The following is a 24,905-nucleotide window of genomic DNA, read 5'->3' on the forward strand; positions in this document are numbered from 1 at the left end:
GTGAGGTTTGTATGCGTACTTCGTTTTCTCGTCCAAGAGTAAACCGTGGAGTTGTAAGTCGACCGTCTAGACCTGTTCAAAAGAAGCAATAGGTTTGTAATAGGCGCCAAAAGGATACAAATAAAAGTTACAAAAAAGCCCGATTAGGACAGTCCTAATCGGGCTTTTTATTTTGACTGCTTCATCACAAGGGCTGTAAAGCTCAAAACGAACGAAAAGTAGAGCGTTAGCCCATAACGACTAAGATCCTCGATTGTTTCTCAACATGACGTTATGTGAGAACAACACTTCCTCATTAAGCGGTAACGCGCTTGTCTGAGCCTTCTAAAGTGCCTGTCTCGGCCTTGCTTTTTGCTTGTTTCTCTTGAGCAGGGAAATAGCGCTCAGGTCTGTGGTTAAGGGAAATAACCATGTTGAGGCAAAATGCGGCTAAAATAGAAATCAGCACTAAATGCCAAGCGATAAAAAATAATGCGCACAGTAAAATGGTACTGTCTACGGCAAGCTGAAAGGTGCCTGCTCTAATATTGAATCGCTGCTGTAAGTAAAACGCCATAATACCTACTCCACCAAGGCTAGAGCTATGACGGAACATCATAAGCATGCCCACGCCAATTAGAATGCCACCAAACACTGCGGCAAATATGGGGTTTACATGGCTAATATCCACAAACGCAGGGATTTGCTCGGTTAAAATTGATACCGTAGTAACCGAAATAAACGTGTTGATAGTGAAGCGTTTACTAATCTGCGTCCAAGCTAATGTGTAGAACGGCAGGTTGATTAGAAAGAATAATAAGCCAAAATCCATATCAACGGCATACGTACCTAGTAGGGCTAAACCTGCTGCCCCTCCAACCATCAAATCTTGAGACTGAAAAAGGTAAACGCCAAAAGCAACAAACAAGCCGGCGCTTATCAAAGCGAATACATCCTCGATGACACTGTGTTTTGTTTTTTGCATAAGAAGAACTTGCGTTAAGAAGAGACGGCGTAATTATACGTTTACATCTACACAGGTGATAGCGAGATGAAAAGTTAGCATGGTGCGATAAAACCCATGAGGTAAGTATGTCTTTACGACTTTTAACGCGACAGTGAACGGGGTGTTGCGTCAATGTAAACGCTGCACCAAGGTGGTTCAGTTTAAAACTGAAAATGCCGTTCGCTTTGTCGCACTGTCGTTATTCAACAATGGAGAATACAACGATATCTTGTTTGTTGAACTCTACGCTGCATTGCATAATGCCTAAATGAAGTGGGCTGTAAGCCTCGATTTTACTGCCGTTTGCAACGAACTCTGTATCCCATAGCAGCAAGTTTGCGGTGTCGAGTTGGCGCTCAACACTTTTCTTCGACACGCCAGGCGTGAAATTATCGCAAAGAATAATGACTTCTCGCCGTGCTTCAATCCAGTAGAACGTCGTAGTGATCAACAATGCTATGGCCGCTATTGCAACTACGTCTGCGATAATCGAACGTTTCATGGCCTGCACGTTTGTCCTCTCCTATACGTCTTTATTTAAAGAAAACTTTTCTGTGAAAATAAGGCAATGTAATGTGACCCAAGTACGATTACCAAAGTTCTTAAGATGTAACTATATAAAGAAAGGTTACGCGGTTTGGATCAAATCCCACTTGTTGCCAAACTTATCTTTAAAAATAGCCACAGTGCCATACGCTTCTTTGCGTGGCGTTTCTAAAAACGTCACGCCTTTGGCTTTCATCTCTTCAAAATCCCGCCAAAAATCATCAGTGTTTAAAATCAAAAATACCTTGTCTGCGGCTTGATTACCAACAAGCGCTTTTTCTCTGTCATTCTTAGCTTGGGCTAATAGCAAACTTCCGGCGCTCTGAGGTGGTGTTACTAAGACAAAGCGTGAGTTCTCGCCGGTACTTTTGTCTTCGGTTAACGTGAAGTTTAGAACCGACGTAAAGTAGTGAATAGCGGTGTCGTAGTCGTCGACAAAAAATGTAATGGCAGACAAGTGTTGGTTCATAAAATCCGTGTCAGTTAATGAATAAATGAGAGTAGAGAGTGAATACTACCTAAAACCTTATCGTGGTGAAATGCGGGTTGTCAGCAATAGCGTGAAGTTGAGCGATTTCGACAAGTGGAATATTTTCATCAAGACCATTGATGTTAATACGCAGGCACTCAGTCGCTTCACCATTTCTTTCGCTAATAAGCGTGCTTAGTGCTCTGCCGCTTTTCATCTCACCATTCTTAAGCTCAACACTAATTCCTAACTGATAGATGCATGTAATTTCAATATAGTCGTATAGCTCACAGGCTATGCGCATACTTAATCCTCTTCAGTTTAATGTTTAAACGTCATTTTGCTGTAATCGGCATCATGTAAAACATCGAGTTAAAATTCGCATCGTCACTTTGCAATAAATACGAATGAAAATAACGCTAGCACATGAAAAGCGTCTAATTCAGATTTGATATCCCAACAATAAATCTTACATTTGCAAATGATCTTTTTGTAAGGTTTACGCAGTATTGTTCTACTGAAGGAATTATTTTGGCGTATCCATCACTACGGCGTTACCTCCCCGGCTTTTTGCTGCAACGTTACTTGTCGTAAAGGGTTTCTCGCCGAAAATTGAATACAGGAACAGTAATGAACAAGCTACTAACTGCATTTTCTTTAGCTTCTATAGCAACATGCACAGCTGGTCTCGCCACTGCCGACGAACTGCCTTTCAATTTAAGCGGGCACGTTCGGGTAAACTACGGTCACCAAGATTGGCAGATACCTGAGTTTAGAGATGGGTTCGAATTTGAATCATTCAAGCTTGGTGTGTCGGGAGAGTCAGATCAATTTAGCTATAAAGCAGAGTATCGCTGGTATGAAAATACCGAATTCGACACCATACGCTTTGCCGACCTTACCTATCATTTTGATGAACAGACACAGATTACCGCTGGTATAACGCAAACGCCTTTTGGTCTTCAGCCTTTTGCCAGTAATAACTTTTGGTTTTCGGTAAATTATTATCTAGGCTTTGAAGATGATTATGATGCTGGTGTGAAGATAAATCACGATTGGGGTAATTGGGATTTTCAAGCGGCGTACTTCATGAACGACGAATACAACGATGCCGCTGAATTTGGGCGCTATTCGTTTGATGTTGCCGACGATGGTGAATATCGAAATAAAGAAGATGGTCAGTATAATCTGCGAGCGAATTACTCTGCCAACTTTATCCGTGGTGCCACTACAGATATTGGTGTGTCGTATCAATACGGCAACATTTTAAATTTGGATACTCTGGATGATGGCGATATGTCTGCTTATGCAGTTCACATGCGCCACACTCAGGGCGATGTAAAGGTTGAGCTACAGTACATTGATTATGAATATGACTTAGCTGCGCCTGAAGGGCAGGCGGATGACCGCATTGCGCTTTCATCTTTCACCTTTCCATTCTTAGCTGCCGCTGACGGCAAAACTTATTCAGCTAACTTTGTCTATTCCGTTCCTTATAACTTCGACCATATAGAATCACTTACCTGTTATTCAGAGTATAGCGTGGCTAAAGGCGAGGGGAGTGAAGGAAAAAATTCATCACAATGGATAAATGGCTGTAGCTTTGGCTGGGATAAATTGTTTGTTTATGTAGATAGTATTCAAGGCAAAAATATGTGGTTTTCAGGTGGTCCAGGCGTTGGCTTAGATTTAGGCGGCCGACAAGAAACCACCCATCGCCTAAACATTAATCTTGGTATTTATTTCTAAAACCTAACAGGACTTTGACATGCGATTACTATTTATAGCGACTTTGATACTTGCGCTAATACCAATGCAAAGTTTTGCCCATGCGTGGATGAAACTGCGAATAGCGACCAGTGAATATGCCCCCTACACCTCGACAGATATGCAGCAAGACGGATATATCAATCACATTATTGCCGATGCCTTTTTAGAAACGGGCGTGGAAGTTGAATTTGTTTCTCTGCCATGGGAAGAGGCATTAGAAGCAACGTTAAGAGGCGAGTACGATGCGCTTTCTTACGGTAACTTTGTTCGGTCAAGAGAGCGCGAGTTCTACCATAGCAACCCAATTAGTGCTGAAAGCCTAGTATTTTACGTTAATGCCGAGAAAGGCCCTAAAACATGGTCTGAACTTGAAGAGCTAAAAGACTTAAAAATGGGTATGACAGAGGGCTACTTATATAACGACGAATTAGCGGCGTTTATCAAAGATAATGAGAATGTAATTCAGCGAGCAACTGATACGGAAAACTTTCAAGCGCTGATTGACGGAGAAATAGATATTTTCCCTATCGATGAACTCACTGGTTGGTATTTGCTACAACGGGAATTTAGTCGCGGTGAGCGCCGCGATGTAATGACTATTAAGCCCTTCGTTTCAACCATCACAACCCACTTATTGGTGCCTAAAGGCACAGCTGATAGTCAACTTGTTCTTTCTTTGTTCAACAAAGGTCTAGAGGAACTTACTCTTGAAGGTAAACTCACTAGATTTAAACGCCTACTTAAAGAAGGCTATTACCAACATCCTCAAAAGAAGGTGAATTACGACAGACGTTAGTACTTACAGCGTTTGTTTTTTCTCTAACATGCTAATGTAGCAAGGGCTGTGAACTAACAAGTTTATCAGCCTATGCTAGTTGTTCCGCTGATGTGCATGAACGCGCTTTTCTGTTTTAAATTTAACTGCTAAGGTTGACGGCTATTTCGTAACGCCCACCTAGAGGTTGCCTTGTTGTACACAGCTGAAACATCGATCTTTGCTCGCTTAACTGCATTAATAAAACTACTTGGCCCGGGTGTACTCATGGCAACGGCAGCGGTGGGCGGTAGTCATCTGGTAGCTTCAACCCAGGCAGGCGCAAAGTTCGGCTGGCAGCTGGCGCTTCTTATATTAGTTGTGAACCTGCTCAAATATCCGTTTTTCAGGGCGGGTGTGAGCTACACCATCAGCACTAACCAAACATTGCAGCAGGGTTATCTAAAAATGGGGCGGCGCTATTTAGCCGTAGCCCTTTGTTTAAACACAATCGCTTCGGTAGTAAACGCGGCAGCACTTTTGCTGTTTGCAGCAAGCTTACTGTCTTATTTTGTTCCTTTTGATATTGCCATAACACTGTCGTCTTCCATCGTGCTTGCGTTGATACTTTTGATTTTATTAAAGGGGCACTTTGAAGGGCTAGATCATATCGCCAAAGGTATTATGGGAGTGCTGGTGATAGCTACTGTCGCTGTATTTATTGTAGCGCTGGGCAATTACTCCGAGCCAGCAGACCCCACCTTTACACCGCCTTCTCCGTGGACCCTTGCCACCCTTGGTTTTCTTGTCGTCACCATGGGCTGGATGCCCGCGCCCATTGAAATATCTTCTATCACATCGCTTTGGTTGAAGCGCCAATGCTCAGACCAAGCGGTAACGCCTAAATCAGCGTTGTTCGACTTTAACCTTGGTTATGCAGTAACCGTCGTCCTTGCGCTTTTATTTTTGGGGCTAGGTGCACTCATTCTGCACGGCAGTGGCACTGAACTCAGCGCAAGCGGCATTGGTTTTTCTCATCAGCTTATTAGCATGTACTCATCAACTATTGGGGAATGGTCCCATTGGCTGATAGCTGTCGTCGCGTTCTTATGCATATTTGGGTCTGCGCTAACAGTCTATGACGGTTACGCGAGGGTTGTGGCAGAAGCGATAACTTTGTTATTTAAAGGCGACAAATTAACCCGAAATATACTTGTTACCCCCGTATTATTGTTTATGGCTTTAGCCAGTTTTATCATTGTGCTTTTTTTCAAAGCAGCACTACTTGCCATGCTCGGGTTTGCGATGACGCTAGCCTTTATCACAACGCCCATGTTTGCTTGGCTTAATCATAAGCTTGTTGCGCAAACTCAGCTTCACTCAGATGCTGCACCCAATATCATCGTAAGAGGGCTAAGCTATATAGGGCTAATCTATTTGTTTGGATTTCTGGCTGTGTTTATTTGGTGGAAATGGCTTAGCTAATTCGCAAAACCTGTCGTCGAGAACCATTAGTGTGCTTTTCAAGGCGTTTGTGAATGACTTTTCTAGCTAATAAGCGCGAAGCGGAAAAAGAAGTAAATTGAGATGGTATAGCGGATATGCCAATTGAGACAGTTGTCGCGCTACCCGAATGAGCAACGCGATATTGCACTGATGTATCCTGCCGTGCTCAATAACGAGCAAAGCGGAGAGTATCGTTTGTTATGCTTTTTTAACGAACTGTGCTGTAAGCATCATTTCACCAGCGCCATCTACTTTGCAGTCTAGCTGGTGGTCTTTGGCATCTTTCACATGACGTATAACCGCTTTAGTGCCAATTTTTAAAACCAATGAGCTTCCTTTTACCTTCAAATCTTTCGCTAGGGTAATTTTATCGCCGGCCACTAAAGGTGTTCCATTAAAATCTTTAGCAGACACTTCTTCTTCAACAGCGTTCGGGTTCCACTCGTGTCCACACTCAGGGCAAATCAGCAGTGGCTGATCTTCGTAAACATATTCTGATTGGCAATGCGGGCAAGGAGGTAGTGACATCTTGAATTCTCTTAAAATGCTAAATTAAAGTGCTAGCGTCATAAAATGACTATTAGGGTCGAGTGAGTAAGTAGCGAAGGGCCCGCAATCAATGAATCCGAACTTTTTGTAAAGTGTTCTCGCTGCCAAAAAGTAATCCTGGGTCCCTGTTTCTAAACTTACCCTACTAAACCCTTTCATTTTCGCATGTTCTAGAGCAAAAAGTAATAACTCAGAGGCCACACCTTGTCCTCTAAACGTCTTGGCAGTGCGCATAGACTTCAATTCGACATGCTTAGTATCAAGGTTTTTGATGGCAACGCACCCTGCAAGTTGTTGTGCTTTCCAAGCACTAAAAAAGGTAATGTCGGGAGCTTTGAGAGCATCGACGTCTAAAGCATGGACACTTTCTTCAGGAGATGTGGCGTACATATCCGACAGATGCTCTTCTAAAAGTGCCAGCACCTCTGTGGAGCTTAGATCATCAATAACAATTTCCATATAAATAAATGCCTTCTAAGAATTTGAAAGAGCTATGCCTCTACTGCTTCAAGTCTTTAACCATGTTAAAAAAACGGTCGTCTTCACTTTTTATAACAAAACCATCTCTTTGATATAAAGCGACAGCAGGGCTAATTTTAAAAACTCGCAACGAAAGTGTATTTTTATTAGCGCTCAACGCCAGTCTTTTAGCTTCTTGAAGTGCGGTAACACCAATGCCTTTGTTTTGCTCATTGGGGATAATCTGTAAGTCGCGCAGGACACAGTTATCATCCTCATATTCAAGGCGCATTACGCCAACCACTTTTTCATCAAGCAGAATGTCTAAGTTGATAAGTTTAGAAGTGGCGCTGAGAACTTTTTCAACGTCCCATTCAGGTGCGTACTGTGCGTAATAGACACGCATGTTGTCAAAGGTGAATTCTGCCGCACGTTGCAATTCAGTGCATGGTATAAATGCAATGGTCATACTGTTCCTTCATAAGTTTGGCCATTCACACTATATGAATACAGAGCTTTCCCTCGGTATTGTTGCTCGGACAAATCGTTTGAGATACCAAATTTTTTAAGTCCTAGGTTGTGGATATTGCCCACAGTAGTTGCCCAAAATCGTGTTCGGATTTGAAAATAAGCGGAATAAAGGCATACAACGAGCATGTAGCATGAAGCCCAGAACCAAATTCCCTGGAGCTCCCCTTCTGATGCCAAGTCGACCATCTGCTGAAAATAATTCAAAATATCCATAGAGTGTTTCGGCCCCCGCGAGCGCTAGCGACAGCGTTAATGTGTTTGTTATGCGCTATTGACTGACAGCGCGCAGATACCATATTTAGGTATATATTGGTACTTGGAGAAAGCAAATGGCTTAAAATACCAACATTACTCTTGGTGACCATTTTGATGGCCTTATTGCCAGCCAAATTCAAACTAGTCGATATGGTTCAGCGAGCGAAGCAATTCGTTCAGCTCTTCGCTTGCTAGAAACTCAGGAAACCAAATTAAACACTTTGCGTCAATTACTCGTAGCAAGTGAAGAAAGCGGTGAGGCTGAATACGACCTTGGGAACCTGATGTCAGAACTAGATGGTTAATCAAAAGAGTGAAACCATTTAAGTTAACTGTCTCGCAAAATCCGATTTAAAAGATATCGCGTTATTTACGCAACGGAAATGGGGGCGGGAACAGCGTATTGTTATACGCCGCTATCATGACGATGCTTTTTGATTGACTCTGAAATAGCATTTGTTTTTGCTTGTGATTGACTCTTACACTTCTTTCTATCATCAATATGTCCAGTAGAGCAGCTACTATTATTATTCTCACCTTTGATCACTGCTGAGGTGGTGTTGTAGATTGCATCGAGACCGTCATTAGGCGTATTGATTGTGCCACAGCCCAAAAGGGCAATTGAAAGGAGAGGTAATACAAGGTACTTCATTTAGTTAAATCCTTTTAGGTGTATAACTCTAAGCTCAGGGGCGCAGACATGTGGGGCATAATGGCGCAGCCGCCCCGCATGTTTGCGCCCCAGCGAACGAAGTGAGTGAGTTATTGGGTTGTTAACTGCCATCTACTAGTAATGGTAACGACATGAGATAACCGTAATTGCGGTATCGTCCACGGCATATACCAAACGGTTGGTGTCACCTATTCTGCGGGACCAGAAACCTGAAAGATTTTCTTTAAGAGGTTCCGGTTTTCCAATTCCATCAAATGGAGAACGCTTAACATCTGAAATTAATTTATTGATACGTTTCAAGGTTTTCTTGTCTTGAGTCTGCCAATAAACGTAACTATTCCAAGCTTCATCAGTCCATGATAACAACCTGTTACTCATCAATAAGTTCTCGCTGGGTCGTTTTTGCTGCTTTAAACTGTGCTATTGAACGATTTAAGTGTTCAGCGTTCGCTGGAGAACGAAGTAAATGAACGGTTTCCATAAGACTGTTGTAATAATCTAATGACATTACAACAGCATCTTCAGAGTCACGACGAGTGATTACTGTTGTATCTGCATCGTTGATTACATTGTCCAAAACGGCTTTTAAACCATTTCGAGCTTCGGTAAAAGAGACAATTCTCATTTTGCACCCCGCTTGTACATTATATGAGACAAGTTTAGACCGGAAATGAGTACATGTACAGGATGTTGTGCATTACTGCGCTGTGGCAGCTAACTTCTCACTAAGGGGCGCAAATATGTGTGCCATAATTTGTTTGTTAATTGCCGTAAATTCAATAGGTGTGCTAACATTTGTGTGTACATTTCATAAGGAGTTTACCATGGATACCCGTATTCAGTTCAGAGTAGATGAAGAAACTAAACGGCTAGCTCAGATAATGGCCGAAAGCCAAGGACGTACTTTAAGTGACGCTTGTAGAGAGCTTACGGAAGAACTCGCTGAACAGCAACGAAAAATAATTAATCATGACCAGTGGCTTACTGAAGAGGTTAATGCTGCTTTCAGTAAATTAGAGAGTGGGCAAAGTAAGTTCGTCAGTCATGAAGAAGCGAACCTGGACATGGAAGCTCGAAAAATGAAAATTAGAAATAAAGCCACAAAATGATCTTATGGGAAAAAAGTTCGTTAGATGATCGTGAGGCTATTTTCGAGTTTTTATACGAATTTAACCCATTAGCAGCAGAAAAAACTGATGCAATAATTGAGAAAAAAGTTGAAAACTTGAATCAGCAACCTCTTATGGGAGTGGAGAGAGAGGGTGTACCGGGACGACTGTTAATAATCCCAGAGGTTTCAATGATTGTTTCATATTTCATAAAAGACGACATTATTCACATTCTTCGAGTTTTACACCAAAAGCAAAAATTTCCCGTAGGCAACTAACTTTTCAATAACGGGCGCAGGCACGTAGGGCATAATGGCGAGGCCGCTCGGCGTGTATGCATCCAAGCGAACGCAGTAAGCGACAACAGTTGTTTGATAATCATTGAGCCTCCTCCCTATCAGCATAAACTGAGTTTATCCTAATAGGCGACCAAACCAAGGGAGAAAACTCAATGAACTTTTATATTAATACACATCCGTACTATTGTGGAATCGATCTTCACACAAGGCTGCTTTACGTCTGCATTATTGATAATGAAAATAACATTCTTGTTCATAAAAAATCGATGATTCACCCGATAAACTGTTGCGCATCTCCACCTTTTTACGAATTTGCTTACACCTTCACTGAACCTGATACTAACTGGTCAATGTAGCCACTTAGATTTGAATAAGACAGAGGAAGGTTAACCGATGAATGTCTAGTGCCGTTGCCAGTCAAAAGGAATTGAAAAGCGCAACAACAAGAGCCGGTGACCGGCGCAGCTCTATATGAGTTTGACGTAGGCAATTTGCCTAACATCAGCCATGACAGACGAAGTAAACGAGTTCTAAAAAGGCTACGGTATTGATCTTGAAATAGTGGTCAAAGGGCTATCTTTTTTCATTGACAGCCCGGAGGCTCATATGTGTTATATGCGTTGTTCATTTAAACCATTCGTCTTTGTGGGATCTGATGGCGATTTCGTCAACCTCCGGCAGCTCGCTTAACTTTAAGCCACAAGAGTTACACGAGACAGCCCACATTGCTGACTTTGAATAAAAACTACCGTTGAATATGGTGTTTAACAAGGAATAAAATCGCTTATTGCAACGTGGGCAGGTTGATAACGACAATCGAAGTAATAAAAAGAGAAACAGATAGATGAATAGTGGGGCAATAAATCCCAACGGCGGAAACAAGAAGCCAAGAAAGATCCCTATTGATACTAAATAAAAGCATGGCCAACGAGCAGCATGTACGTTGTCAGAACGAAGCTTAATTTTTCTTAGGCCAGCAAAATACTCTTCCATGAGTTAACTACCAATTAGCATATAACACCCCAACATTCGTTTGTTAGGTGGCATGCAGATCTATGGGCTGCACGTTATCCAAATTGATGTTCTGCTTTGCCTGCCAAAGCTGGTAATTGTCTTGCATGCTAAGCCAACTTTCAGGGCTGCGCCCTAATACCTTTGATAGCCTTAATGCCATTTCTGGTGTTACTGCACTTTTCCCCTTAACGACACGATTTAGTGTTGAAGCGGCAACACCAAGATGGGTAGCAAGTGTCCTGCAACTGATGCCGTGTGGTTCCATGTAGATGGACTCAATAAATTCACCGGGATGTGGTGGGTTATGCATATTCATTAGTGATAATCCTCGTAATTTAAGATGTAAGCATTACCATCCGTGAACTCGAAAGTTACTCTCCAGTTGCCGTTAACTGATATCGACCAAATGTTTGACCTTTCCCCTTTAAGTTGATGTAGAGAAAAGCCTGGTAGATTTATGTCATCGATTTCTTGTGCGGTATGGATAGCAGCTAACTGCATGCGAAGTTTTTTCGCGTGCTTAGTCTGTACGCCTGAAGTTTTCCCTTTTTCGAAAAACAGCTTCAGGCCCTTATGTTTAAATGACTTAATCATGGGAAGAGCGTAGCGTATTGCGCAACGCGGTGCAACTTGATGTCTAACTTTAAGCTAAGGGGCGCTAGCATGTGGGCTAAAATCCGAGCGAAGTGAGTCAGCCCAAATGTTAGCGTCCCAGCGACTGGAGGGAGTGGCTTGAGCGCTTTGTTAGCCGCGTTCGTGCCAATACCCTGGTTTTCGGTGGTTGTGCATAATAGCTACCACACTAATTTCCCTGTTTTCGATAATTTTATAAATAATAGAGTATGGGAACCTGCTTAAGACAAAGCGTCGATGAGTTTGCCCCATTTTTGTCCATGCCGAAGGCAAAGAACTAACTGAATCGATGGCTTCCTTGATTTCTTGGGTAAATTCGTGACCCAACCCCAGTGACTGCTCTTGATACCAATCAAACGACTCTTTTATTTCCCTTTTAACCTCTGGATGAAAGGAAACAGGCAGCATCTTTTAATTTAGAGCCTTTTCTATCTCTTCCCAACTAATGCTTTTTACCGCACCAGACTCTAGCTCTGCGCTGCGAGCTTCTGCAAGTTTTACCCACTCAGATTCCACATCACTATCAATCTTAGTATCCATAGCCGTTAAAAGACAGTGGGCAGCAAGAGCTTTCTCTTTAGTACTGAGTTGCTCGATATTTTCAAGCATCACTTTTAATGCATCAGACATAAAATAACTCCCATTGAGTATGATTTGATATTACCACTAAAAAAGAGAAGAGAAAGGCTGGATTTACAAGTAACTTTTCAATAACGGGCGCAGACATGTGGGGCATAATGGCGAAGCCGCCCATGTGTTTGCGTCCCAGCCTGCGCCAGCAGGCGACTTAATTTGTTTGTTAAACCATAAAACTTAGCCTAAAATGACCTAATTAAAGACCATTTTGGAGACCTTTATGACTACTAGAGTTTTAGCCGAAGTAGCCGCAAGCATTACTGAACTCAAAGCAAACCCGATGAAAGTTGCAGGTAGCGCGTACGGAGATCCTGTTGCCATACTAAATAGAAATGAACCAGCTTTCTACTGCGTACCTGCTGAAATTTATGAAAAGATGATGGATCGTCTAGAAGATCTGGAACTACTTCATCTAGTGCAAGAAAGAAATAGTGAAGAAAGCGTTTCGGTAAGTTTAGATGACCTATAAGCTAGAATTTAAGAAAAGCGCGCTTAAAGAATGGAGCAAGCTCTGTAGTACTTTAAAAGAGCAGTTTAAGAAAAAACTGTCTGAGAGACTTGAAGCGCCGCATGTAGCGCCAGACAGAGTGATAGGCGCGGAAAATGTATACAAAATCAAGTTGAGACAATCCGGCTATAGACTTGTATACCAAGTCCGCGATGACATTGTAATAGTCACAGTACTTGCAGTCGGAAAACGTGAAAGAAATGAAGCATATAAAAAAGCGTTAAAAAGGCTGGACGCTGACTAAGGAGTTTAACACCCGCATAACGGGCAAAAATACGTAGGCTACAATACCAAGCGAAGCGCAGGGAGCCTACGTGTTTTTGTCCCTAGCGAGCGCAGCGAGTGTTAATGCGTTTGTGTACGCCCAGCATGGGCATGAACTAATGAGGTGAAAGTCCTCTGTAGGAAGGTCACCATCCTTAGCGATTAATATTGCTATTAGATGATAACTACTAGCGAATGGCAAGGGCAAACCCGTGAGGGCTTGTCTGGAGGAAGCCGCTAGCAAATCTGCGAGCTGATGAACAAGAACATCATATGAGGCGTAGGCTGAAGGTGAGTTGGCACAAGACAACGAAACCATGTGACTTAACGGCTACCGTAAATGATGCAGCAGTGCAGAGACAGTGCATGCTCTTATCTGGGGAGATCTGCTTAACAAGCGATCGGTAATTAACCAGTGAGGTTCTGGTATACAAGTGCCTTGGCTTTTCAGCGTCATCGACTGGAAGGAGCGAACTAGATGAAAACCGATAGCGCCTACAAGGGTAACCTTGAAGGTGATTAAGTAGAAGTCAGCAGACGGCATAGTAGCCAAACGCCCATCGTAATGGTTGGGACACGGTGAAGGCCTGAATACTTAGATCAAAGGAGGAGCCTTATTGAACTTGAATACACGAATGCCGACCGGTAGTGACGTGACTCAGCGTATCGATAAGCAGCCAGCCTTTAGTGCTGATCTACTTGTGCTCATTCTCCGACCCGCTAATATTCTAGCTGCGTGGAAACGAGTTCGAGCCAATAAGGGGGCCGCTGGCATCGATGGCATGTCCATTGATGATTTCCCTGCTTGGGCAAAACAGGGCAACTGGAAACGTATTATGAATGAGCTCCACTCAGGCCAATACCAACCTTCACCTGTTAGACGCGTGGAAATTGATAAACCCGATGGCGGTAAACGCCAACTAGGTATTCCTACCGTCTTCGACAGGGTTATCCAACAAGCTATTGCTCAAGTGTTAACGCCCATCTTCGACCCAACCTTCTCAGACAACAGTTTTGGGTTTAGGCCAAACCGAAATGGGCAACAAGCGGTGAAGCAGGTACAAAGCATCATTAAAATGGGACGCCGTTTTACTGTAGATGTGGACCTGTCAAAGTTCTTCGACCGCGTTAATCACGATTTACTCATGACCCACCTTGGCTATAAAGTGAAGGATAAGCGATTGCTTAAATTGATTAAACGCTACTTGCGAGCTGGGGTTATCGATAACCAGCTTTATAGTGAGAGCCGAGAAGGTGTTCCTCAAGGCGGGCCGTTATCACCCTTACTGGCGAACATTATGCTCGACCCTTTGGACAAAGAGCTTGAGAAACGAGGCCATAAGTTTGCTCGCTACGCGGATGACTTCACTATCTTGGTGAATACTCCACGTGCGGGTAAGCGCGTGCTTAGCAGTATCAGCAGCTTCCTGAGTCACCGTCTGAAACTGATCGTGAATTCGGTCAAAAGCCACGTCGTCAAAACCAGTGAAAGCAAGTTCCTTGGATTCACATTCAAGGCAGGTCGCATTCAATGGCACCCAAAGACATTGCTGAAATTTAAGCAACAGGTCAGACGGTTAACGAACCGTAACTGGGGCGTGTCTATGCACTACCAACTCTCTAAGCTCAGCCAATATTTACGTGGCTGGATAAATTACTTTGGTATCGCTAGTGGCTATCAGCGATGCGTCGATCTAGATCATTGGATCAGGCGCAGAATCAGAATGGCCTATTGGCGACAATGGCGAAAGCCGCGCACCAAAGTGAGACGCTTAATGAAATTGGGTGTGCAAGTTCAGGCCGCAGTTGCGTGTGGTATCACCAGCAAAGGGCCATGGCGCAGTGCTAAAACTCCGGGGGTTAATCAAGCTTTATCACTTGATTACTTAAAATCCGAAGGGCTTTATTCATTGCGTGATGGTTGGATCGCGCTTCACCATTCTAAGTGAAACGCCCTGTGCGGAGCCGCATGCAGGGTGTTGTGGGGGCTGGAGGTTAGATACCTCCGGCTACCCGATTAGCTGCCAATGCAATCAGATGGCCGCATAGTAAAACTATGTAATTTTCCCCCATCACGGGTTACGTAGTTTGAAGTCACTGCAACACCCACCTTAGAAAAATAACTATTTTCATTTGAATTACAGTATTCATTTAACTGCGCTTCTTCAAGCGGACCAAAAGCTAAAATATCCTCGGATTCATCATGTTCAAGGATATACTCGTAAACAATTGTTCTACCTTCAAGGTGGACTCGATTTAACTTAGTAATGTCGTCTAGAAATATAGGTGTCATTTCATTCATCTGATTCACAACATCTTGTAATTGAGCGTCACTAATTTTTAACGACTCTTTCTGCAAAAAAGGTTTCCATACCGAATTCGAAATCAATGAAAGACTTCCGACAATAAGAAGAAAAATAACTACCGTCTTTGTTGTTTTGTCCATGCTCACCTTCTGGCAGCTAACTTTTGAACAAGGGGCGCAGACATGTGGGCTATGATGCGAAGCAGCCCACGTGTATGCGTCCCAGCCCGCGCAGCGGGCGAACTTGATTTTGTTGTTATGCGCGTTTTATACCGCAGCCATATTATACGGTGAGACATGCAAAGAGCCTTGATGTTGTCTCGTTTGCCACAAATCAAAAGCATTTTGCAAACGAAGCCAATGGGCCGCAGAAGGCTTACCGAAAACTAGTTCAAGACGAAGAGCCATCTCTGGGGTGATAGCCCCTTTACCATTAAGAACTTTCGATAATGTTTTACGGCTCACATCTAAATGTTGCGCTACATCAGTAATGGTCAGTTCTAGAGCACCAATAACAAGATCTTTGAGTATCTCACCGGGATGCGCAGGGTTATGCATATTCATTAGTGATAATCCTCGTAATTAACGATTTCAACATCTCGTCCAACAAAGCGGTATGTTACTCTCCAGTTCCCACTTACTCGGACAGACCAAATATCATTTCTGTTACCTTTGAGTTTATGCATATAAAGGCCTGGTAAATCCATGTCATCAGGTGTTTCGGCTTGATCGAGATTCGACAGAATAAGACGAAGCTTATTTTTGTGCTTTTTCTGAATTCCTGACGTGGTTCCTTTAGCGTAAAACTTCTGAAGGCCTTTATGTATAAAACTCTTAATCATGACTCTATTGTAACCTCAGGGGTTACGGATTGCTAGCGTAATTTTTGTGAGCGCATAACTTTTAAATAAGGGGCGCATACGCGTGGGCTATAATGCGAAGCAGCCCACGTGTATGCGTCCCAGCGAACGAAGTGAGTGAGTTTATTGACTTGTTATATGACATTACTCACCGGCTAGCTTGCGGCCAAAGACTTCTGAAAGCCAAATTGCGATAACAATATAAACTACCAGCGGTAAAAGCAGCATAAAAGAAGAAAAAAGAATTAGTGCGTAGTAAAAGTCCGCATATGCTTGAAGGAAAGATGAGTTTATTAGGCATGTTTCTGACGTCATGCTGCCTTCATTCCATCCTTGGCAGTTCATCATTCCGAGTACTGGAAATATAAAAAATAATGAGTAGAAAGGAAGCCTACTTAGAAGCCAATTAAATCCTTTTTTGATCAAGTAAACCTCCTGTCATATAACACCCCACATAAGGGGCAGTAACACGTGGGCTAAAATCCGAGCGAAGCGACAGAGCCCACGTGTTACTGTCCCAGCGAGATAATTGGACTCCCCCGCACCTGAGGGCTTGGGGTAATATTTTTGTTACCACACAAAAAATATTAAAGAGAGTCCTTAATATGTATCGTACTAAAGTCGGCGTCGATTTAGCAAAAAATATAATTCAGGTTTGCACACTACACGGTAAAAAAGTTACGTCTAATGTAGGGATGAGTACCGTTGAATTTTCACTTTGGTTAGCTAAATCTAAACCTGTCACTGTAGCGTTTGAAGCTTGCTCTACTTCAAACTACTGGTATCAACAAGCCATTAAAGCTGGTCATGATGCTCGACTAATTAGTGCCAAATTGGTTAAAGCTGTTAGGCAAAACCAAAAAACGGATAAAAATGATGCATTGGCAATCGCACAGACCTTATTTTTACCAGAAGTGTCTTTTATAAACGGCAAAAATATTGAGCAACAACAGTTACAATCAATTCAACGATTGCGCGAGTTAGCAATAAAGAGCCAAAATGCCTCGCAGAAACAAATAGTATCATTATTGTTAGAGCTAAATATCCGTTTACCCAATACATAAGCTGGCTTACTAAATGGGTTAGAAGGGGTACTTGAAGATGGAGAGAATAATTTGTCTGATACCTTCCGTGCCACTCTTTTGGTCGCTAAAGTGCAACTTGAAAATATGATTAGCGCTATTCGTGAATACGATAAATATTTAGAACAGAGTATCCAATCATTACCTGATTGTAAGAAGCTATTAAAGCTTGAGGGTGTAGGTCCAGTTAATGCAGTAAACCTGTATATCGCACTAGGTGCAAATCAATCGCAGCCATTTAAGAGTGGAAAGAATGCGTCTGCTTGCATTGGTTTAACGCCCATTCAGCATTCCTCTGGTGGGAAAGAAGTCATGGGAACCATAGGTAAATATTGTAAAAATGGATCCCTTCGAAGTCAGCCGCAAGCTTGGAGCATGAAAGCTCGCCAGCGAGACTTGGCCGTTTGTTCGCGTAAACATCAGTGAGCCAGAGATAGCTTCTCTACTAGAGCTCGAACATAAGCACGCATTTTTCTTTTTGTGATATTAAATTTTGGTTGTTGACATGGGGGAGTCCACATAAGCCTGCGAGCGGCTTAATGTGATTGTTATGCGCTATTGACTTACAACGCGCAAGTACCATAATTAGGTATATATTGGTACTTGGAGAAATCAGATGGCTAAAAACACCAGCATTACCCTTGGAGACCATTTTGATGGCTTTATTGCAAGCCAAATTCAAACTGGTCGGTATGGTTCAGCAAGTGAGGTGATTCGTTCAGCTCTTCGCTTGCTAGAAACACAGGAAACCAAATTAAACACTCTGCGTCAATTACTTGTAGCAGGTGAAGAAAGCGGTGAAGCTGAATACGACCTTGAGCATCTGATATCAGAACTAGACGGTGAATTAAAAGAGTGAAACCGTTTAAATTAACCGTACTAGCAAAATCAGATTTAAAAGATATCGCATTGTTTACACAACGGAAGTGGGGCCGAGAACAGCGTAATGTATATCTTAAACAATTCGACGATTCATTTTGGATGTTGTCTGAAAATCCTGATATTGGTAAAAGCTGCGACGAAATAAGAGATGGATACAGAAAATTTCCTCAAGGTAGCCATGTGATTTTCTACAAACAAACGGGCAGTCAGGAGATTCTGATCATAAGAATCCTTCATAAAAGTATGGATGTAAATCCTGTACGCTTTGGCGCATAACTTTTAAATAAGGGGCGCAGGCATGTGGGCTAAAATCCGAACGAAGTGAGCAGCCCACATGTTTGCGTCCCAGCCCGCTCAGCGGGCGAACTTGATTTTTTTGTTAGGAGACATTACCCAAATGCCTCTATTTGTTTAACTAAAAGTGATGCGGGTATGTCGATGCCTGTAAGATTTTTGCCAGAAAGATTTACTCCCACTACTTTCTCATCATCCTGTAGGATAGGTAAGAAGTCCTCCTTAAATTGTGCCCAGCTAACACTTCGTGCTTCTACGCCTCCGAGCAGTTCAGGATGCAGTTTTTTAAGCCTATCGATTCTAGATTTGGAAGACCATAGGGGCAAAGATACTTTGTTGTCACCAACATCAAACTCTAAGAGTATTTCGTTTGGTAGGCAACCAAACCAAACTATTTGAGTCGCTGCGACTTCTTCGTAAAATTTGTTTGCTTGTGTGACGCCTGCTGACATTTCCTTGTCTCCTAACTTTTAAATAAGGGGCGCAGGCATGTGGGGCATAATGGCGAAGCCGCCCTGCGTGTATGCGTCCCAGCGAACGAAGTGAGCGAGTTTATTGAGTTGTTAGTACCCGTAAACCCAATACTACCTAGCAACATTATTTAATTTTATTCCTATTTTTTATTATTTCACGATAGCTGAAATAGGTAAAAAATGGCGAAAGTAAATAAAAAGCTAGCAGCACATCTAGAGCAAAAAGTGGATAAATCAGTTCTGCTTGGCCAATAGAGCCGCAAAAGTCCCATGAAAATATAGAAATACATTCATAAACTGAAGTTGACCAGACATATGCAGTAAGACCGAATAGAACGCTAATTATCAAAAGACTTCTTAGCATTTTTAGATATAGCTTTTTGGATGGTTTTACTTTCAAGCTTCCTGCTCCGAGGGTACTAACTTTTAAATAAGGGGCGCAGACATGTGGGGCATAATGGCGAAGCCGCCCCGCTTGTATGCGTCCCAGCCTGCGTAGCAGGCGACTTGATTTTTTTGTGTACGCCCAGCATGGGCATGAACTAATGAGGTGAAAGTCCTCTGTAGGAAGGTCACCATCCTTAGCGATTAATATTGCTATTAGATGATAACTACTAGCGAATGGCAAGGGCAAACCCGTGAGGGCTTGTCTGGAGGAAGCCGCTAGCAAATCTGCGAGCTGATGAACAAGAACATCATATGAGGCGTAGGCTGAAGGTGAGTTGGCACAAGACAACGAAACCATGTGACTTAACGGCTACCGTAAATGATGCAGCAGTGCAGAGACAGTGCATGCTCTTATCTGGGGAGATCTGCTTAACAAGCGATCGGTAATTAACCAGTGAGGTTCTGGTATACAAGTGCCTTGGCTTTTCAGCGTCATCGACTGGAAGGAGCGAACTAGATGAAAACCGATAGCGCCTACAAGGGTAACCTTGAAGGTGATTAAGTAGAAGTCAGCAGACGGCATAGTAGCCAAACGCCCATCGTAATGGTTGGGACACGGTGAAGGCCTGAATACTTAGATCAAAGGAGGAGCCTTATTGAACTTGAATACACGAATGCCGACCGGTAGTGACGTGACTCAGCGTATCGATAAGCAGCCAGCCTTTAGTGCTGATCTACTTGTGCTCATTCTCCGACCCGCTAATATTCTAGCTGCGTGGAAACGAGTTCGAGCCAATAAGGGGGCCGCTGGCATCGATGGCATGTCCATTGATGATTTCCCTGCTTGGGCAAAACAGGGCAACTGGAAACGTATTATGAATGAGCTCCACTCAGGCCAATACCAACCTTCACCTGTTAGACGCGTGGAAATTGATAAACCCGATGGCGGTAAACGCCAACTAGGTATTCCTACCGTCTTCGACAGGGTTATCCAACAAGCTATTGCTCAAGTGTTAACGCCCATCTTCGACCCAACCTTCTCAGACAACAGTTTTGGGTTTAGGCCAAACCGAAATGGGCAACAAGCGGTGAAGCAGGTACAAAGCATCATTAAAATGGGACGCCGTTTTACTGTAGATGTGGACCTGTCAAAGTTCTTCGACCGCGTTAATCACGATTTACTCATGACCCACCTTGGCTATAAAGTGAAGGATAAGCGATTGCTTAAATTGATTAAACGCTACTTGCGAGCTGGGGTTATCGATAACCAGCTTTATAGTGAGAGCCGAGAAGGTGTTCCTCAAGGCGGGCCGTTATCACCCTTACTGGCGAACATTATGCTCGACCCTTTGGACAAAGAGCTTGAGAAACGAGGCCATAAGTTTGCTCGCTACGCGGATGACTTCACTATCTTGGTGAATACTCCACGTGCGGGTAAGCGCGTGCTTAGCAGTATCAGCAGCTTCCTGAGTCACCGTCTGAAACTGATCGTGAATTCGGTCAAAAGCCACGTCGTCAAAACCAGTGAAAGCAAGTTCCTTGGATTCACATTCAAGGCAGGTCGCATTCAATGGCACCCAAAGACATTGCTGAAATTTAAGCAACAGGTCAGACGGTTAACGAACCGTAACTGGGGCGTGTCTATGCACTACCAACTCTCTAAGCTCAGCCAATATTTACGTGGCTGGATAAATTACTTTGGTATCGCTAGTGGCTATCAGCGATGCGTCGATCTAGATCATTGGATCAGGCGCAGAATCAGAATGGCCTATTGGCGACAATGGCGAAAGCCGCGCACCAAAGTGAGACGCTTAATGAAATTGGGTGTGCAAGTTCAGGCCGCAGTTGCGTGTGGTATCACCAGCAAAGGGCCATGGCGCAGTGCTAAAACTCCGGGGGTTAATCAAGCTTTATCACTTGATTACTTAAAATCCGAAGGGCTTTATTCATTGCGTGATGGTTGGATCGCGCTTCACCATTCTAAGTGAAACGCCCTGTGCGGAGCCGCATGCAGGGTGTTGTGGGGGCTGGAGGTTAGATACCTCCGGCTACCCGATTATAAGCAGAGCCAGTTCCTTTGGTCTTTTTAAAAACTGTTGAAGCCAGCATACGATTGATTGTTAACACAAACAAGTAGAACGACAGTGGGCTGATGGTTTTGATTTGGCAGAAGCTAGCCGCCATTTGAAGTGTCAAATGCATTGGCGCTTGTTGACGTTGAGTAATAACTTGGCGCTAAAGCGCCTAATGCGCAACCTTTGAATTGAAAGCGGCGGATTTAAACCTACCACAAGTCAGAGCGATGCAAATGAAAACAGATGAGGGTAGTTGCACTGGGATTTGTATTAAGCCAAACGCAGTTTAGGCTGACGCCTTATAACACCCACATAAGGGGCAGTAACACGTGGGCTAAAATCCGAGCGAAGCGACAGAGCCCACGTGTTACTGTCCCAGGGAGCTTGCGACCGACTTAATGTGATTGTTATGATTCAATTTCCACTGAGCCTAAGCAGTAGACTCCCGGCTGTCCGAATAATTTACCACCGTTTTTCAGTTCAGAGTATGCGCCTTTTAAAATTGGGCGTTTGAAAAGCTTAGCGTGAAACATTTTGTTTCGAAGGTGCCTATGAAGTTTACCGGAAAGACTTTTGAACTCATTCCAATTCACTTCGTTGATATCACCTTCAGAGAAATGAGCACCTTGCCGCGCACCTCTTTCATCCCAATGGGTAAAACGACTCAAACTTAGCGCATTTTCAACCAAATCATGTGGTCTACCTTGGATTAATTGAAAAGTCCCCACTCCTTCAAGCGACTGGCGATATTTGCCAATATTAGGGCTTAATTTAAAGGTTTTAACAAATGGTGTAGATGTAACTGATTCCCACCAACCACGTACAAATATACCACCGTGATTATCCTCAATATGAGAAGACATAAGAATATCTGAACTTGATTTAAATTCTCTAATATCATGATCAGTATGAGAATAGGCTTCAAATAATCTCATAGGAGATAATTCGAACATATAGTCAATGACTTCAATTATATCTGAGCTATTGGCATAGAAGTCTAGTTGAGCCACGAGGTTCCCTTTGAATCATAACGGCCCGCATAACGGGCAAAAATACGTAGGCTACAATACCAAGCGAAGCGCAGGGAGCCTACGTATTTTTGTCCCTAGCGAGCGCAGCGAGTGTTAATGCGTTTGTTATACCGCCTACACCACACCTTGCTCAAAATTGGGTAATGCATCCAACTGATTAACCCATTGAAGTTGAGACTCACAATAAATATTGATTGCTGGTTTAATATCCGGAGCCTTGTCTATTGAGCCCAGGTATAAAATCTTTAGGCCAGCAAGTTTAGGATTTTGATTGTAAATCGGCGTACCGCAATGCTCACAGAAACTTTTAGAAGCGTTTTCTGACACTTGCACAGTTTTCAATGAGCCACTTTTTAAAATAAAATTTTCACTCGGAACAACTGCATATGTTGAAAATGCACTTCCATTCATTTTGCGGCAAAGATTACAGTGACAATTAACAATAGCTCTAATTTCATCCGATGAGCTAAATTGAAGACTCTGACAGTTACAACTTCCTTCCATGAAATATCCTTTAAGATGAACAAGCGGTATAACACTAAGCTTTGGGGCGCTAACATGGGGCTATAATCGCGAAGCGGCCCCGTGTTAGCGTCCCAGCGACCGGAGGGAGTGCCAACAGCGTTTTGTTAGGCGTACAACTGAAAGTACGCAGCTTTGCTGTCACCACTAGCCAAATAGACCGCGTGTTTAAATTATTGAATTTAAGATAAAACAACCCTGTGCGAAAAGCCAGATGTTAACGGTAATGTTGGATAAAAGAGCGAGTTTAGATAACTTGTATTGTTAAATGTTGGCGTTGCGGTGTTTATGAAAAGCACGTTGCTAAAGTCGCTTAAACAGCAATATGTGCTAGCCGCAAAGACAACCTAGCGAAACAACCTTGATGCTGGAATGTCACGGTTGAACCTACTTTTTAATGCTGTAAGTAAATGACGCCTAGACACAATGACTCCCTGAGAAATGCTAGCCTCCGCATTTTCGTGGGTTAACTTTTCAGCCAGAGCCATAATTAGTTTGTTCAATACTAAATCAATTTGGAGGCTAGCATGAACAAACATAGCATGATTTTTATCGGGTTGGATACGCATAAAGAGTTTCATGAGGTTGCTTATTGTGAAGAACAGCGTGGAGCGACACCAGTTCATTATGGGCGTATTCCCTCGTCTAAGGTCAGTGTAAAGAAGCTGCTCCGCCAGTTTGAATCCAAATATCCTGGCGCAACGCTTCACGTTGTTTATGAAGCTGGACCGTGTGGTTATTGGATTTACCGGCTGATTACGAGCTTGGGACATTGTTGCTATGTCGTGGCTCCATCTCTTATCCCTAAAAAGCCAGGGGAGCGAATTAAAACCGATCGCAGGGATGCGCTTAAACTCGTTAGGTCACTAAAATCTGAAGACCTTACACCCATCTATGTGCCTGAGCCGGAGGATGAAGCAGTTCGAGATTTGTCCCGAGCCCGTGAAGCAGCAATGAAGGATTTAAAAGAAGCCAAGTATCAGCTTAAAGCCTTACTGCTTCGCAACAACATTCGTTACGAAGGCACGGCCAATTGGTCCAAGAAGCATCTGCGCTGGCTTACCGAACTCATATTGCCTCATCCTGCCCAGCAAATTGTCTTGCAGGAACAATTGCAAACCATAGAAGAGCGTATTCGCCGGCTAGAAAGGCTCGACAATGAGTTAACCCATCACGTTCACCAGTGGCGTTATTATCCTGTGGTGAAGGCTATTCAGGCTATGCGTGGCGTTCGATTGCTAGTCGCCGTTGGTGTGGTGGCAGAGCTTGGTGATTTACACCGCTTCGATCACCCAAGAAAACTCATGGCGTATTTAGGTTTAGTGCCCAGCGAACAATCCTCCGGTGGTAAACGTCACTTAGGTGCCATTACCAAAGCAGGTAACGGCAGAGCAAGGCGTCTACTAATTGAAGGTGCGCACAGCTATCGCTATCCAGCGAATGTCTCTACCGAATTACAGTTAAGGCAAGAAGGCTTACCCAAAGACATCGTCGATATTGCTTGGAAAGCACAATTGCGTCTGTGCAAACGCTATCATCGTATGAGTAAAAAAGGTAAACACTACAATTTAATCATTACCGCGATAGCTAGGGAGATGGCGGCTTACATATGGGCCATTGCAAAGGAAGTGGTACTTACTCCGGTTAATCCAAAACTAAGACTGAGCCGAGTACCTGCATGATAAACGAGTTTGAGCTAACGCATTCGGATCAGGCCGCGGGATGTGGCACAACCTACGAGGGCGTTATGATGGCAATCACTTAATCGTGATTGACCCACGAGCATAGACTGATGAGAAGGTGCTACGGCGGAACATGTAAGGTCAGCACTGCTCATTCAACGAATGAGTAACCTACGAATACCAGCATACTAACCGACGACATTACTGCCTCATCCGGTGCGTTAGCTCATTTATTTTAAGTGAGAAACAAAGCTAATTATGGACTGAAAGAATGTCAGGGATACGCTCGTTCAGGGTTGACAAAGGGAGTCATACCAACGCTAAGCTTTGGGGCGCAGGCACGGGGCTATAA

At 43.3% G+C, this 24,905-nt stretch carries 36 protein-coding genes and 1 pseudogene; 16 read left to right on the top strand and 21 right to left on the bottom strand.

The window, feature by feature from the left end; translation table 11 throughout:
• Positions 1-295: 295 nt before the first annotated feature.
• The 4 genes from ACM0P2_RS02350 to ACM0P2_RS02365 all read right to left on the bottom strand — a co-directional run bounded on the left by ACM0P2_RS02350 (position 296) and on the right by ACM0P2_RS02365 (position 2,304).
• Complete coding sequence (locus ACM0P2_RS02350; RefSeq protein ID WP_419227233.1) at positions 296-964, bottom strand: YitT family protein; 669 nt, start codon at positions 962-964, stop codon at positions 296-298.
• Between the two features lie 220 nt (positions 965-1,184).
• The gene (locus tag ACM0P2_RS02355) at positions 1,185-1,496 is read right to left on the bottom strand and encodes a hypothetical protein (protein ID WP_105930458.1); all 312 of its coding nucleotides are present in this window, start codon (positions 1,494-1,496) and stop codon (positions 1,185-1,187) included.
• A 117-nt stretch (positions 1,497-1,613) separates the two neighbouring features.
• The gene (locus ACM0P2_RS02360; RefSeq protein ID WP_419227234.1) at positions 1,614-2,000 is read right to left on the bottom strand and encodes a VOC family protein; all 387 of its coding nucleotides are present in this window, start codon (positions 1,998-2,000) and stop codon (positions 1,614-1,616) included.
• 49 nt (positions 2,001-2,049) lie between these two features.
• Positions 2,050-2,304 carry a Rho-binding antiterminator gene (locus ACM0P2_RS02365; RefSeq protein ID WP_419227235.1) on the bottom strand — a complete coding sequence of 85 codons (255 nt, stop codon included), beginning with the start codon at positions 2,302-2,304 and terminating at the stop codon, positions 2,050-2,052.
• A 326-nt stretch (positions 2,305-2,630) separates the two neighbouring features.
• On the opposite strand from ACM0P2_RS02365, the gene ACM0P2_RS02370 reads away from it, so the two are divergent.
• The 3 genes from ACM0P2_RS02370 to ACM0P2_RS02380 all read left to right on the top strand — a co-directional run bounded on the left by ACM0P2_RS02370 (position 2,631) and on the right by ACM0P2_RS02380 (position 6,009).
• Complete coding sequence (locus ACM0P2_RS02370; protein WP_419227236.1) at positions 2,631-3,749, top strand: hypothetical protein; 1,119 nt, start codon at positions 2,631-2,633, stop codon at positions 3,747-3,749.
• A 19-nt stretch (positions 3,750-3,768) separates the two neighbouring features.
• Positions 3,769-4,566 (top strand): substrate-binding periplasmic protein, encoded by a 798-nt coding sequence (locus ACM0P2_RS02375; protein WP_419227237.1) that lies wholly within the window; start codon positions 3,769-3,771, stop codon positions 4,564-4,566.
• A 171-nt stretch (positions 4,567-4,737) separates the two neighbouring features.
• On the top strand, positions 4,738-6,009 hold the full coding sequence (locus tag ACM0P2_RS02380) for an NRAMP family divalent metal transporter (RefSeq protein ID WP_419227238.1): 1,272 nt from the start codon (positions 4,738-4,740) through the stop codon (positions 6,007-6,009).
• A 219-nt stretch (positions 6,010-6,228) separates the two neighbouring features.
• Here ACM0P2_RS02380 and ACM0P2_RS02385 read toward each other — a convergent pair whose 3' ends face one another.
• Genes ACM0P2_RS02385 through ACM0P2_RS02395 form a run of 3 tightly spaced genes read right to left on the bottom strand, consistent with a single transcriptional unit; the run spans position 6,229 to position 7,507 of the window.
• A complete protein-coding gene (locus ACM0P2_RS02385; protein WP_419227239.1) occupies positions 6,229-6,558 on the bottom strand; it encodes a zinc ribbon domain-containing protein YjdM in 330 nt (109 codons plus the stop codon).
• Between the two features lie 24 nt (positions 6,559-6,582).
• Positions 6,583-7,038 (bottom strand): GNAT family N-acetyltransferase, encoded by a 456-nt coding sequence (locus ACM0P2_RS02390; RefSeq protein ID WP_419227240.1) that lies wholly within the window; start codon positions 7,036-7,038, stop codon positions 6,583-6,585.
• A 40-nt stretch (positions 7,039-7,078) separates the two neighbouring features.
• Complete coding sequence (locus ACM0P2_RS02395; RefSeq protein WP_419227241.1) at positions 7,079-7,507, bottom strand: GNAT family N-acetyltransferase; 429 nt, start codon at positions 7,505-7,507, stop codon at positions 7,079-7,081.
• Positions 7,508-7,916: 409 nt separating this feature from the next.
• Here ACM0P2_RS02395 and ACM0P2_RS02400 point away from each other — a divergent pair, with 409 nt between their 5' ends.
• Complete coding sequence (locus tag ACM0P2_RS02400; protein WP_419227680.1) at positions 7,917-8,129, top strand: type II toxin-antitoxin system ParD family antitoxin; 213 nt, start codon at positions 7,917-7,919, stop codon at positions 8,127-8,129.
• 101 nt (positions 8,130-8,230) lie between these two features.
• Here ACM0P2_RS02400 and ACM0P2_RS02405 read toward each other — a convergent pair whose 3' ends face one another.
• The 3 genes from ACM0P2_RS02405 to ACM0P2_RS02415 form a co-directional block, all read right to left on the bottom strand.
• Positions 8,231-8,476 carry a hypothetical protein gene (locus tag ACM0P2_RS02405; RefSeq protein ID WP_419227242.1) on the bottom strand — a complete coding sequence of 82 codons (246 nt, stop codon included), beginning with the start codon at positions 8,474-8,476 and terminating at the stop codon, positions 8,231-8,233.
• Between the two features lie 135 nt (positions 8,477-8,611).
• The gene (locus ACM0P2_RS02410) at positions 8,612-8,875 is read right to left on the bottom strand and encodes a Txe/YoeB family addiction module toxin (RefSeq protein ID WP_419227243.1); all 264 of its coding nucleotides are present in this window, start codon (positions 8,873-8,875) and stop codon (positions 8,612-8,614) included.
• Positions 8,868-9,122, bottom strand: coding sequence for a type II toxin-antitoxin system Phd/YefM family antitoxin (locus ACM0P2_RS02415; protein ID WP_018982647.1), 255 nt, complete (start codon positions 9,120-9,122; stop codon positions 8,868-8,870). The genes ACM0P2_RS02410 and ACM0P2_RS02415 overlap by 8 nt, the downstream gene beginning before the upstream one ends.
• A 199-nt stretch (positions 9,123-9,321) precedes the next feature.
• On the opposite strand from ACM0P2_RS02415, the gene ACM0P2_RS02420 reads away from it, so the two are divergent.
• The 3 genes and pseudogenes from ACM0P2_RS02420 to ACM0P2_RS02430 form a co-directional block, all read left to right on the top strand.
• A complete protein-coding gene (locus tag ACM0P2_RS02420) occupies positions 9,322-9,606 on the top strand; it encodes a damage-inducible protein J (protein ID WP_419227244.1) in 285 nt (94 codons plus the stop codon).
• On the top strand, positions 9,603-9,884 hold the full coding sequence (locus tag ACM0P2_RS02425) for a type II toxin-antitoxin system RelE/ParE family toxin (protein ID WP_419227245.1): 282 nt from the start codon (positions 9,603-9,605) through the stop codon (positions 9,882-9,884). Before ACM0P2_RS02420 ends, ACM0P2_RS02425 begins: the two co-directional genes overlap by 4 nt.
• A gap of 173 nt (positions 9,885-10,057) precedes the next feature.
• Positions 10,058-10,168: pseudogene (locus ACM0P2_RS02430) on the top strand (IS110 family transposase); the annotation flags it as partial.
• Between the two features lie 773 nt (positions 10,169-10,941).
• Here the strand turns inward: ACM0P2_RS02430 and ACM0P2_RS02435 are convergent.
• From ACM0P2_RS02435 to ACM0P2_RS02450, 4 genes are all read right to left on the bottom strand, one after another.
• Entirely contained in the window at positions 10,942-11,235 is a 294-nt protein-coding gene (locus ACM0P2_RS02435; protein WP_159119718.1) for a HigA family addiction module antitoxin, read from the bottom strand.
• Positions 11,235-11,513, bottom strand: coding sequence for a type II toxin-antitoxin system RelE/ParE family toxin (locus ACM0P2_RS02440; protein WP_159119719.1), 279 nt, complete (start codon positions 11,511-11,513; stop codon positions 11,235-11,237). Before ACM0P2_RS02440 ends, ACM0P2_RS02435 begins: the two co-directional genes overlap by 1 nt.
• Positions 11,514-11,663: 150 nt before the next feature.
• Positions 11,664-11,960 (bottom strand): type II toxin-antitoxin system RelE/ParE family toxin, encoded by a 297-nt coding sequence (locus tag ACM0P2_RS02445; protein WP_159119720.1) that lies wholly within the window; start codon positions 11,958-11,960, stop codon positions 11,664-11,666.
• A gap of 3 nt (positions 11,961-11,963) precedes the next feature.
• Positions 11,964-12,182, bottom strand: a complete 219-nt coding sequence (locus ACM0P2_RS02450; RefSeq protein ID WP_159119721.1) for an addiction module protein — start codon at positions 12,180-12,182, stop codon at positions 11,964-11,966.
• Positions 12,183-12,408: 226 nt separating this feature from the next.
• On the opposite strand from ACM0P2_RS02450, the gene ACM0P2_RS02455 reads away from it, so the two are divergent.
• From ACM0P2_RS02455 to ltrA (ACM0P2_RS02465), 3 genes are all read left to right on the top strand, one after another.
• Positions 12,409-12,657 (top strand): type II toxin-antitoxin system Phd/YefM family antitoxin, encoded by a 249-nt coding sequence (locus ACM0P2_RS02455; RefSeq protein WP_070174548.1) that lies wholly within the window; start codon positions 12,409-12,411, stop codon positions 12,655-12,657.
• On the top strand, positions 12,647-12,940 hold the full coding sequence (locus ACM0P2_RS02460; RefSeq protein WP_159119722.1) for a type II toxin-antitoxin system RelE family toxin: 294 nt from the start codon (positions 12,647-12,649) through the stop codon (positions 12,938-12,940). Before ACM0P2_RS02455 ends, ACM0P2_RS02460 begins: the two co-directional genes overlap by 11 nt.
• A gap of 655 nt (positions 12,941-13,595) precedes the next feature.
• On the top strand, positions 13,596-14,909 hold the full coding sequence (gene ltrA, locus ACM0P2_RS02465; protein ID WP_173361254.1) for a group II intron reverse transcriptase/maturase: 1,314 nt from the start codon (positions 13,596-13,598) through the stop codon (positions 14,907-14,909).
• A gap of 68 nt (positions 14,910-14,977) precedes the next feature.
• Here ltrA (ACM0P2_RS02465) and ACM0P2_RS02470 read toward each other — a convergent pair whose 3' ends face one another.
• From ACM0P2_RS02470 to ACM0P2_RS02485, 4 genes are all read right to left on the bottom strand, one after another.
• Positions 14,978-15,406, bottom strand: coding sequence for a hypothetical protein (locus ACM0P2_RS02470; RefSeq protein ID WP_159120614.1), 429 nt, complete (start codon positions 15,404-15,406; stop codon positions 14,978-14,980).
• A 126-nt stretch (positions 15,407-15,532) separates the two neighbouring features.
• The gene (locus ACM0P2_RS02475) at positions 15,533-15,829 is read right to left on the bottom strand and encodes a HigA family addiction module antitoxin (RefSeq protein WP_173361239.1); all 297 of its coding nucleotides are present in this window, start codon (positions 15,827-15,829) and stop codon (positions 15,533-15,535) included.
• Positions 15,829-16,107 carry a type II toxin-antitoxin system RelE/ParE family toxin gene (locus ACM0P2_RS02480; RefSeq protein WP_173361240.1) on the bottom strand — a complete coding sequence of 93 codons (279 nt, stop codon included), beginning with the start codon at positions 16,105-16,107 and terminating at the stop codon, positions 15,829-15,831. Before ACM0P2_RS02480 ends, ACM0P2_RS02475 begins: the two co-directional genes overlap by 1 nt.
• 162 nt (positions 16,108-16,269) lie before the next feature.
• On the bottom strand, positions 16,270-16,551 hold the full coding sequence (locus ACM0P2_RS02485) for a hypothetical protein (protein WP_159120613.1): 282 nt from the start codon (positions 16,549-16,551) through the stop codon (positions 16,270-16,272).
• A 179-nt stretch (positions 16,552-16,730) separates the two neighbouring features.
• Here ACM0P2_RS02485 and ACM0P2_RS02490 point away from each other — a divergent pair, with 179 nt between their 5' ends.
• From ACM0P2_RS02490 to ACM0P2_RS02505, 4 genes are all read left to right on the top strand, one after another.
• The gene (locus ACM0P2_RS02490) at positions 16,731-17,189 is read left to right on the top strand and encodes an IS110 family transposase (RefSeq protein WP_159120612.1); all 459 of its coding nucleotides are present in this window, start codon (positions 16,731-16,733) and stop codon (positions 17,187-17,189) included.
• A 51-nt stretch (positions 17,190-17,240) separates the two neighbouring features.
• Positions 17,241-17,633, top strand: a complete 393-nt coding sequence (locus ACM0P2_RS02495; RefSeq protein ID WP_159120611.1) for a transposase — start codon at positions 17,241-17,243, stop codon at positions 17,631-17,633.
• A gap of 190 nt (positions 17,634-17,823) precedes the next feature.
• Positions 17,824-18,066, top strand: coding sequence for a type II toxin-antitoxin system ParD family antitoxin (locus ACM0P2_RS02500; RefSeq protein ID WP_014978218.1), 243 nt, complete (start codon positions 17,824-17,826; stop codon positions 18,064-18,066).
• Positions 18,063-18,365, top strand: a complete 303-nt coding sequence (locus tag ACM0P2_RS02505; protein WP_069943669.1) for a type II toxin-antitoxin system RelE/ParE family toxin — start codon at positions 18,063-18,065, stop codon at positions 18,363-18,365. The genes ACM0P2_RS02500 and ACM0P2_RS02505 overlap by 4 nt, the downstream gene beginning before the upstream one ends.
• Positions 18,366-18,478: 113 nt before the next feature.
• Here ACM0P2_RS02505 and ACM0P2_RS02510 read toward each other — a convergent pair whose 3' ends face one another.
• Positions 18,479-18,835 (bottom strand): DUF2750 domain-containing protein, encoded by a 357-nt coding sequence (locus tag ACM0P2_RS02510; protein ID WP_419227246.1) that lies wholly within the window; start codon positions 18,833-18,835, stop codon positions 18,479-18,481.
• Positions 18,836-19,917: 1,082 nt separating this feature from the next.
• Between ACM0P2_RS02510 and ltrA (ACM0P2_RS02515) the strand changes: the two genes are divergently transcribed.
• The gene (gene ltrA, locus ACM0P2_RS02515; protein ID WP_173361254.1) at positions 19,918-21,231 is read left to right on the top strand and encodes a group II intron reverse transcriptase/maturase; all 1,314 of its coding nucleotides are present in this window, start codon (positions 19,918-19,920) and stop codon (positions 21,229-21,231) included.
• A gap of 494 nt (positions 21,232-21,725) precedes the next feature.
• Here the strand turns inward: ltrA (ACM0P2_RS02515) and ACM0P2_RS02520 are convergent, their stop codons facing one another.
• Both ACM0P2_RS02520 and ACM0P2_RS02525 read right to left on the bottom strand, forming a co-directional pair.
• Positions 21,726-22,328 carry a hypothetical protein gene (locus tag ACM0P2_RS02520; RefSeq protein WP_419227247.1) on the bottom strand — a complete coding sequence of 201 codons (603 nt, stop codon included), beginning with the start codon at positions 22,326-22,328 and terminating at the stop codon, positions 21,726-21,728.
• Positions 22,329-22,463: 135 nt separating this feature from the next.
• On the bottom strand, positions 22,464-22,853 hold the full coding sequence (locus ACM0P2_RS02525) for a GFA family protein (protein WP_419227248.1): 390 nt from the start codon (positions 22,851-22,853) through the stop codon (positions 22,464-22,466).
• Between the two features lie 545 nt (positions 22,854-23,398).
• On the opposite strand from ACM0P2_RS02525, the gene ACM0P2_RS02530 reads away from it, so the two are divergent.
• On the top strand, positions 23,399-24,553 hold the full coding sequence (locus tag ACM0P2_RS02530; RefSeq protein ID WP_419227249.1) for an IS110 family transposase: 1,155 nt from the start codon (positions 23,399-23,401) through the stop codon (positions 24,551-24,553).
• The last annotated feature ends 352 nt before the right edge of the window (positions 24,554-24,905 follow it).

This window comes from Alteromonas sp. OM2203, from assembly GCF_048517045.1.
GTDB lineage: Bacteria > Pseudomonadota > Gammaproteobacteria > Enterobacterales > Alteromonadaceae > Alteromonas > Alteromonas gracilis.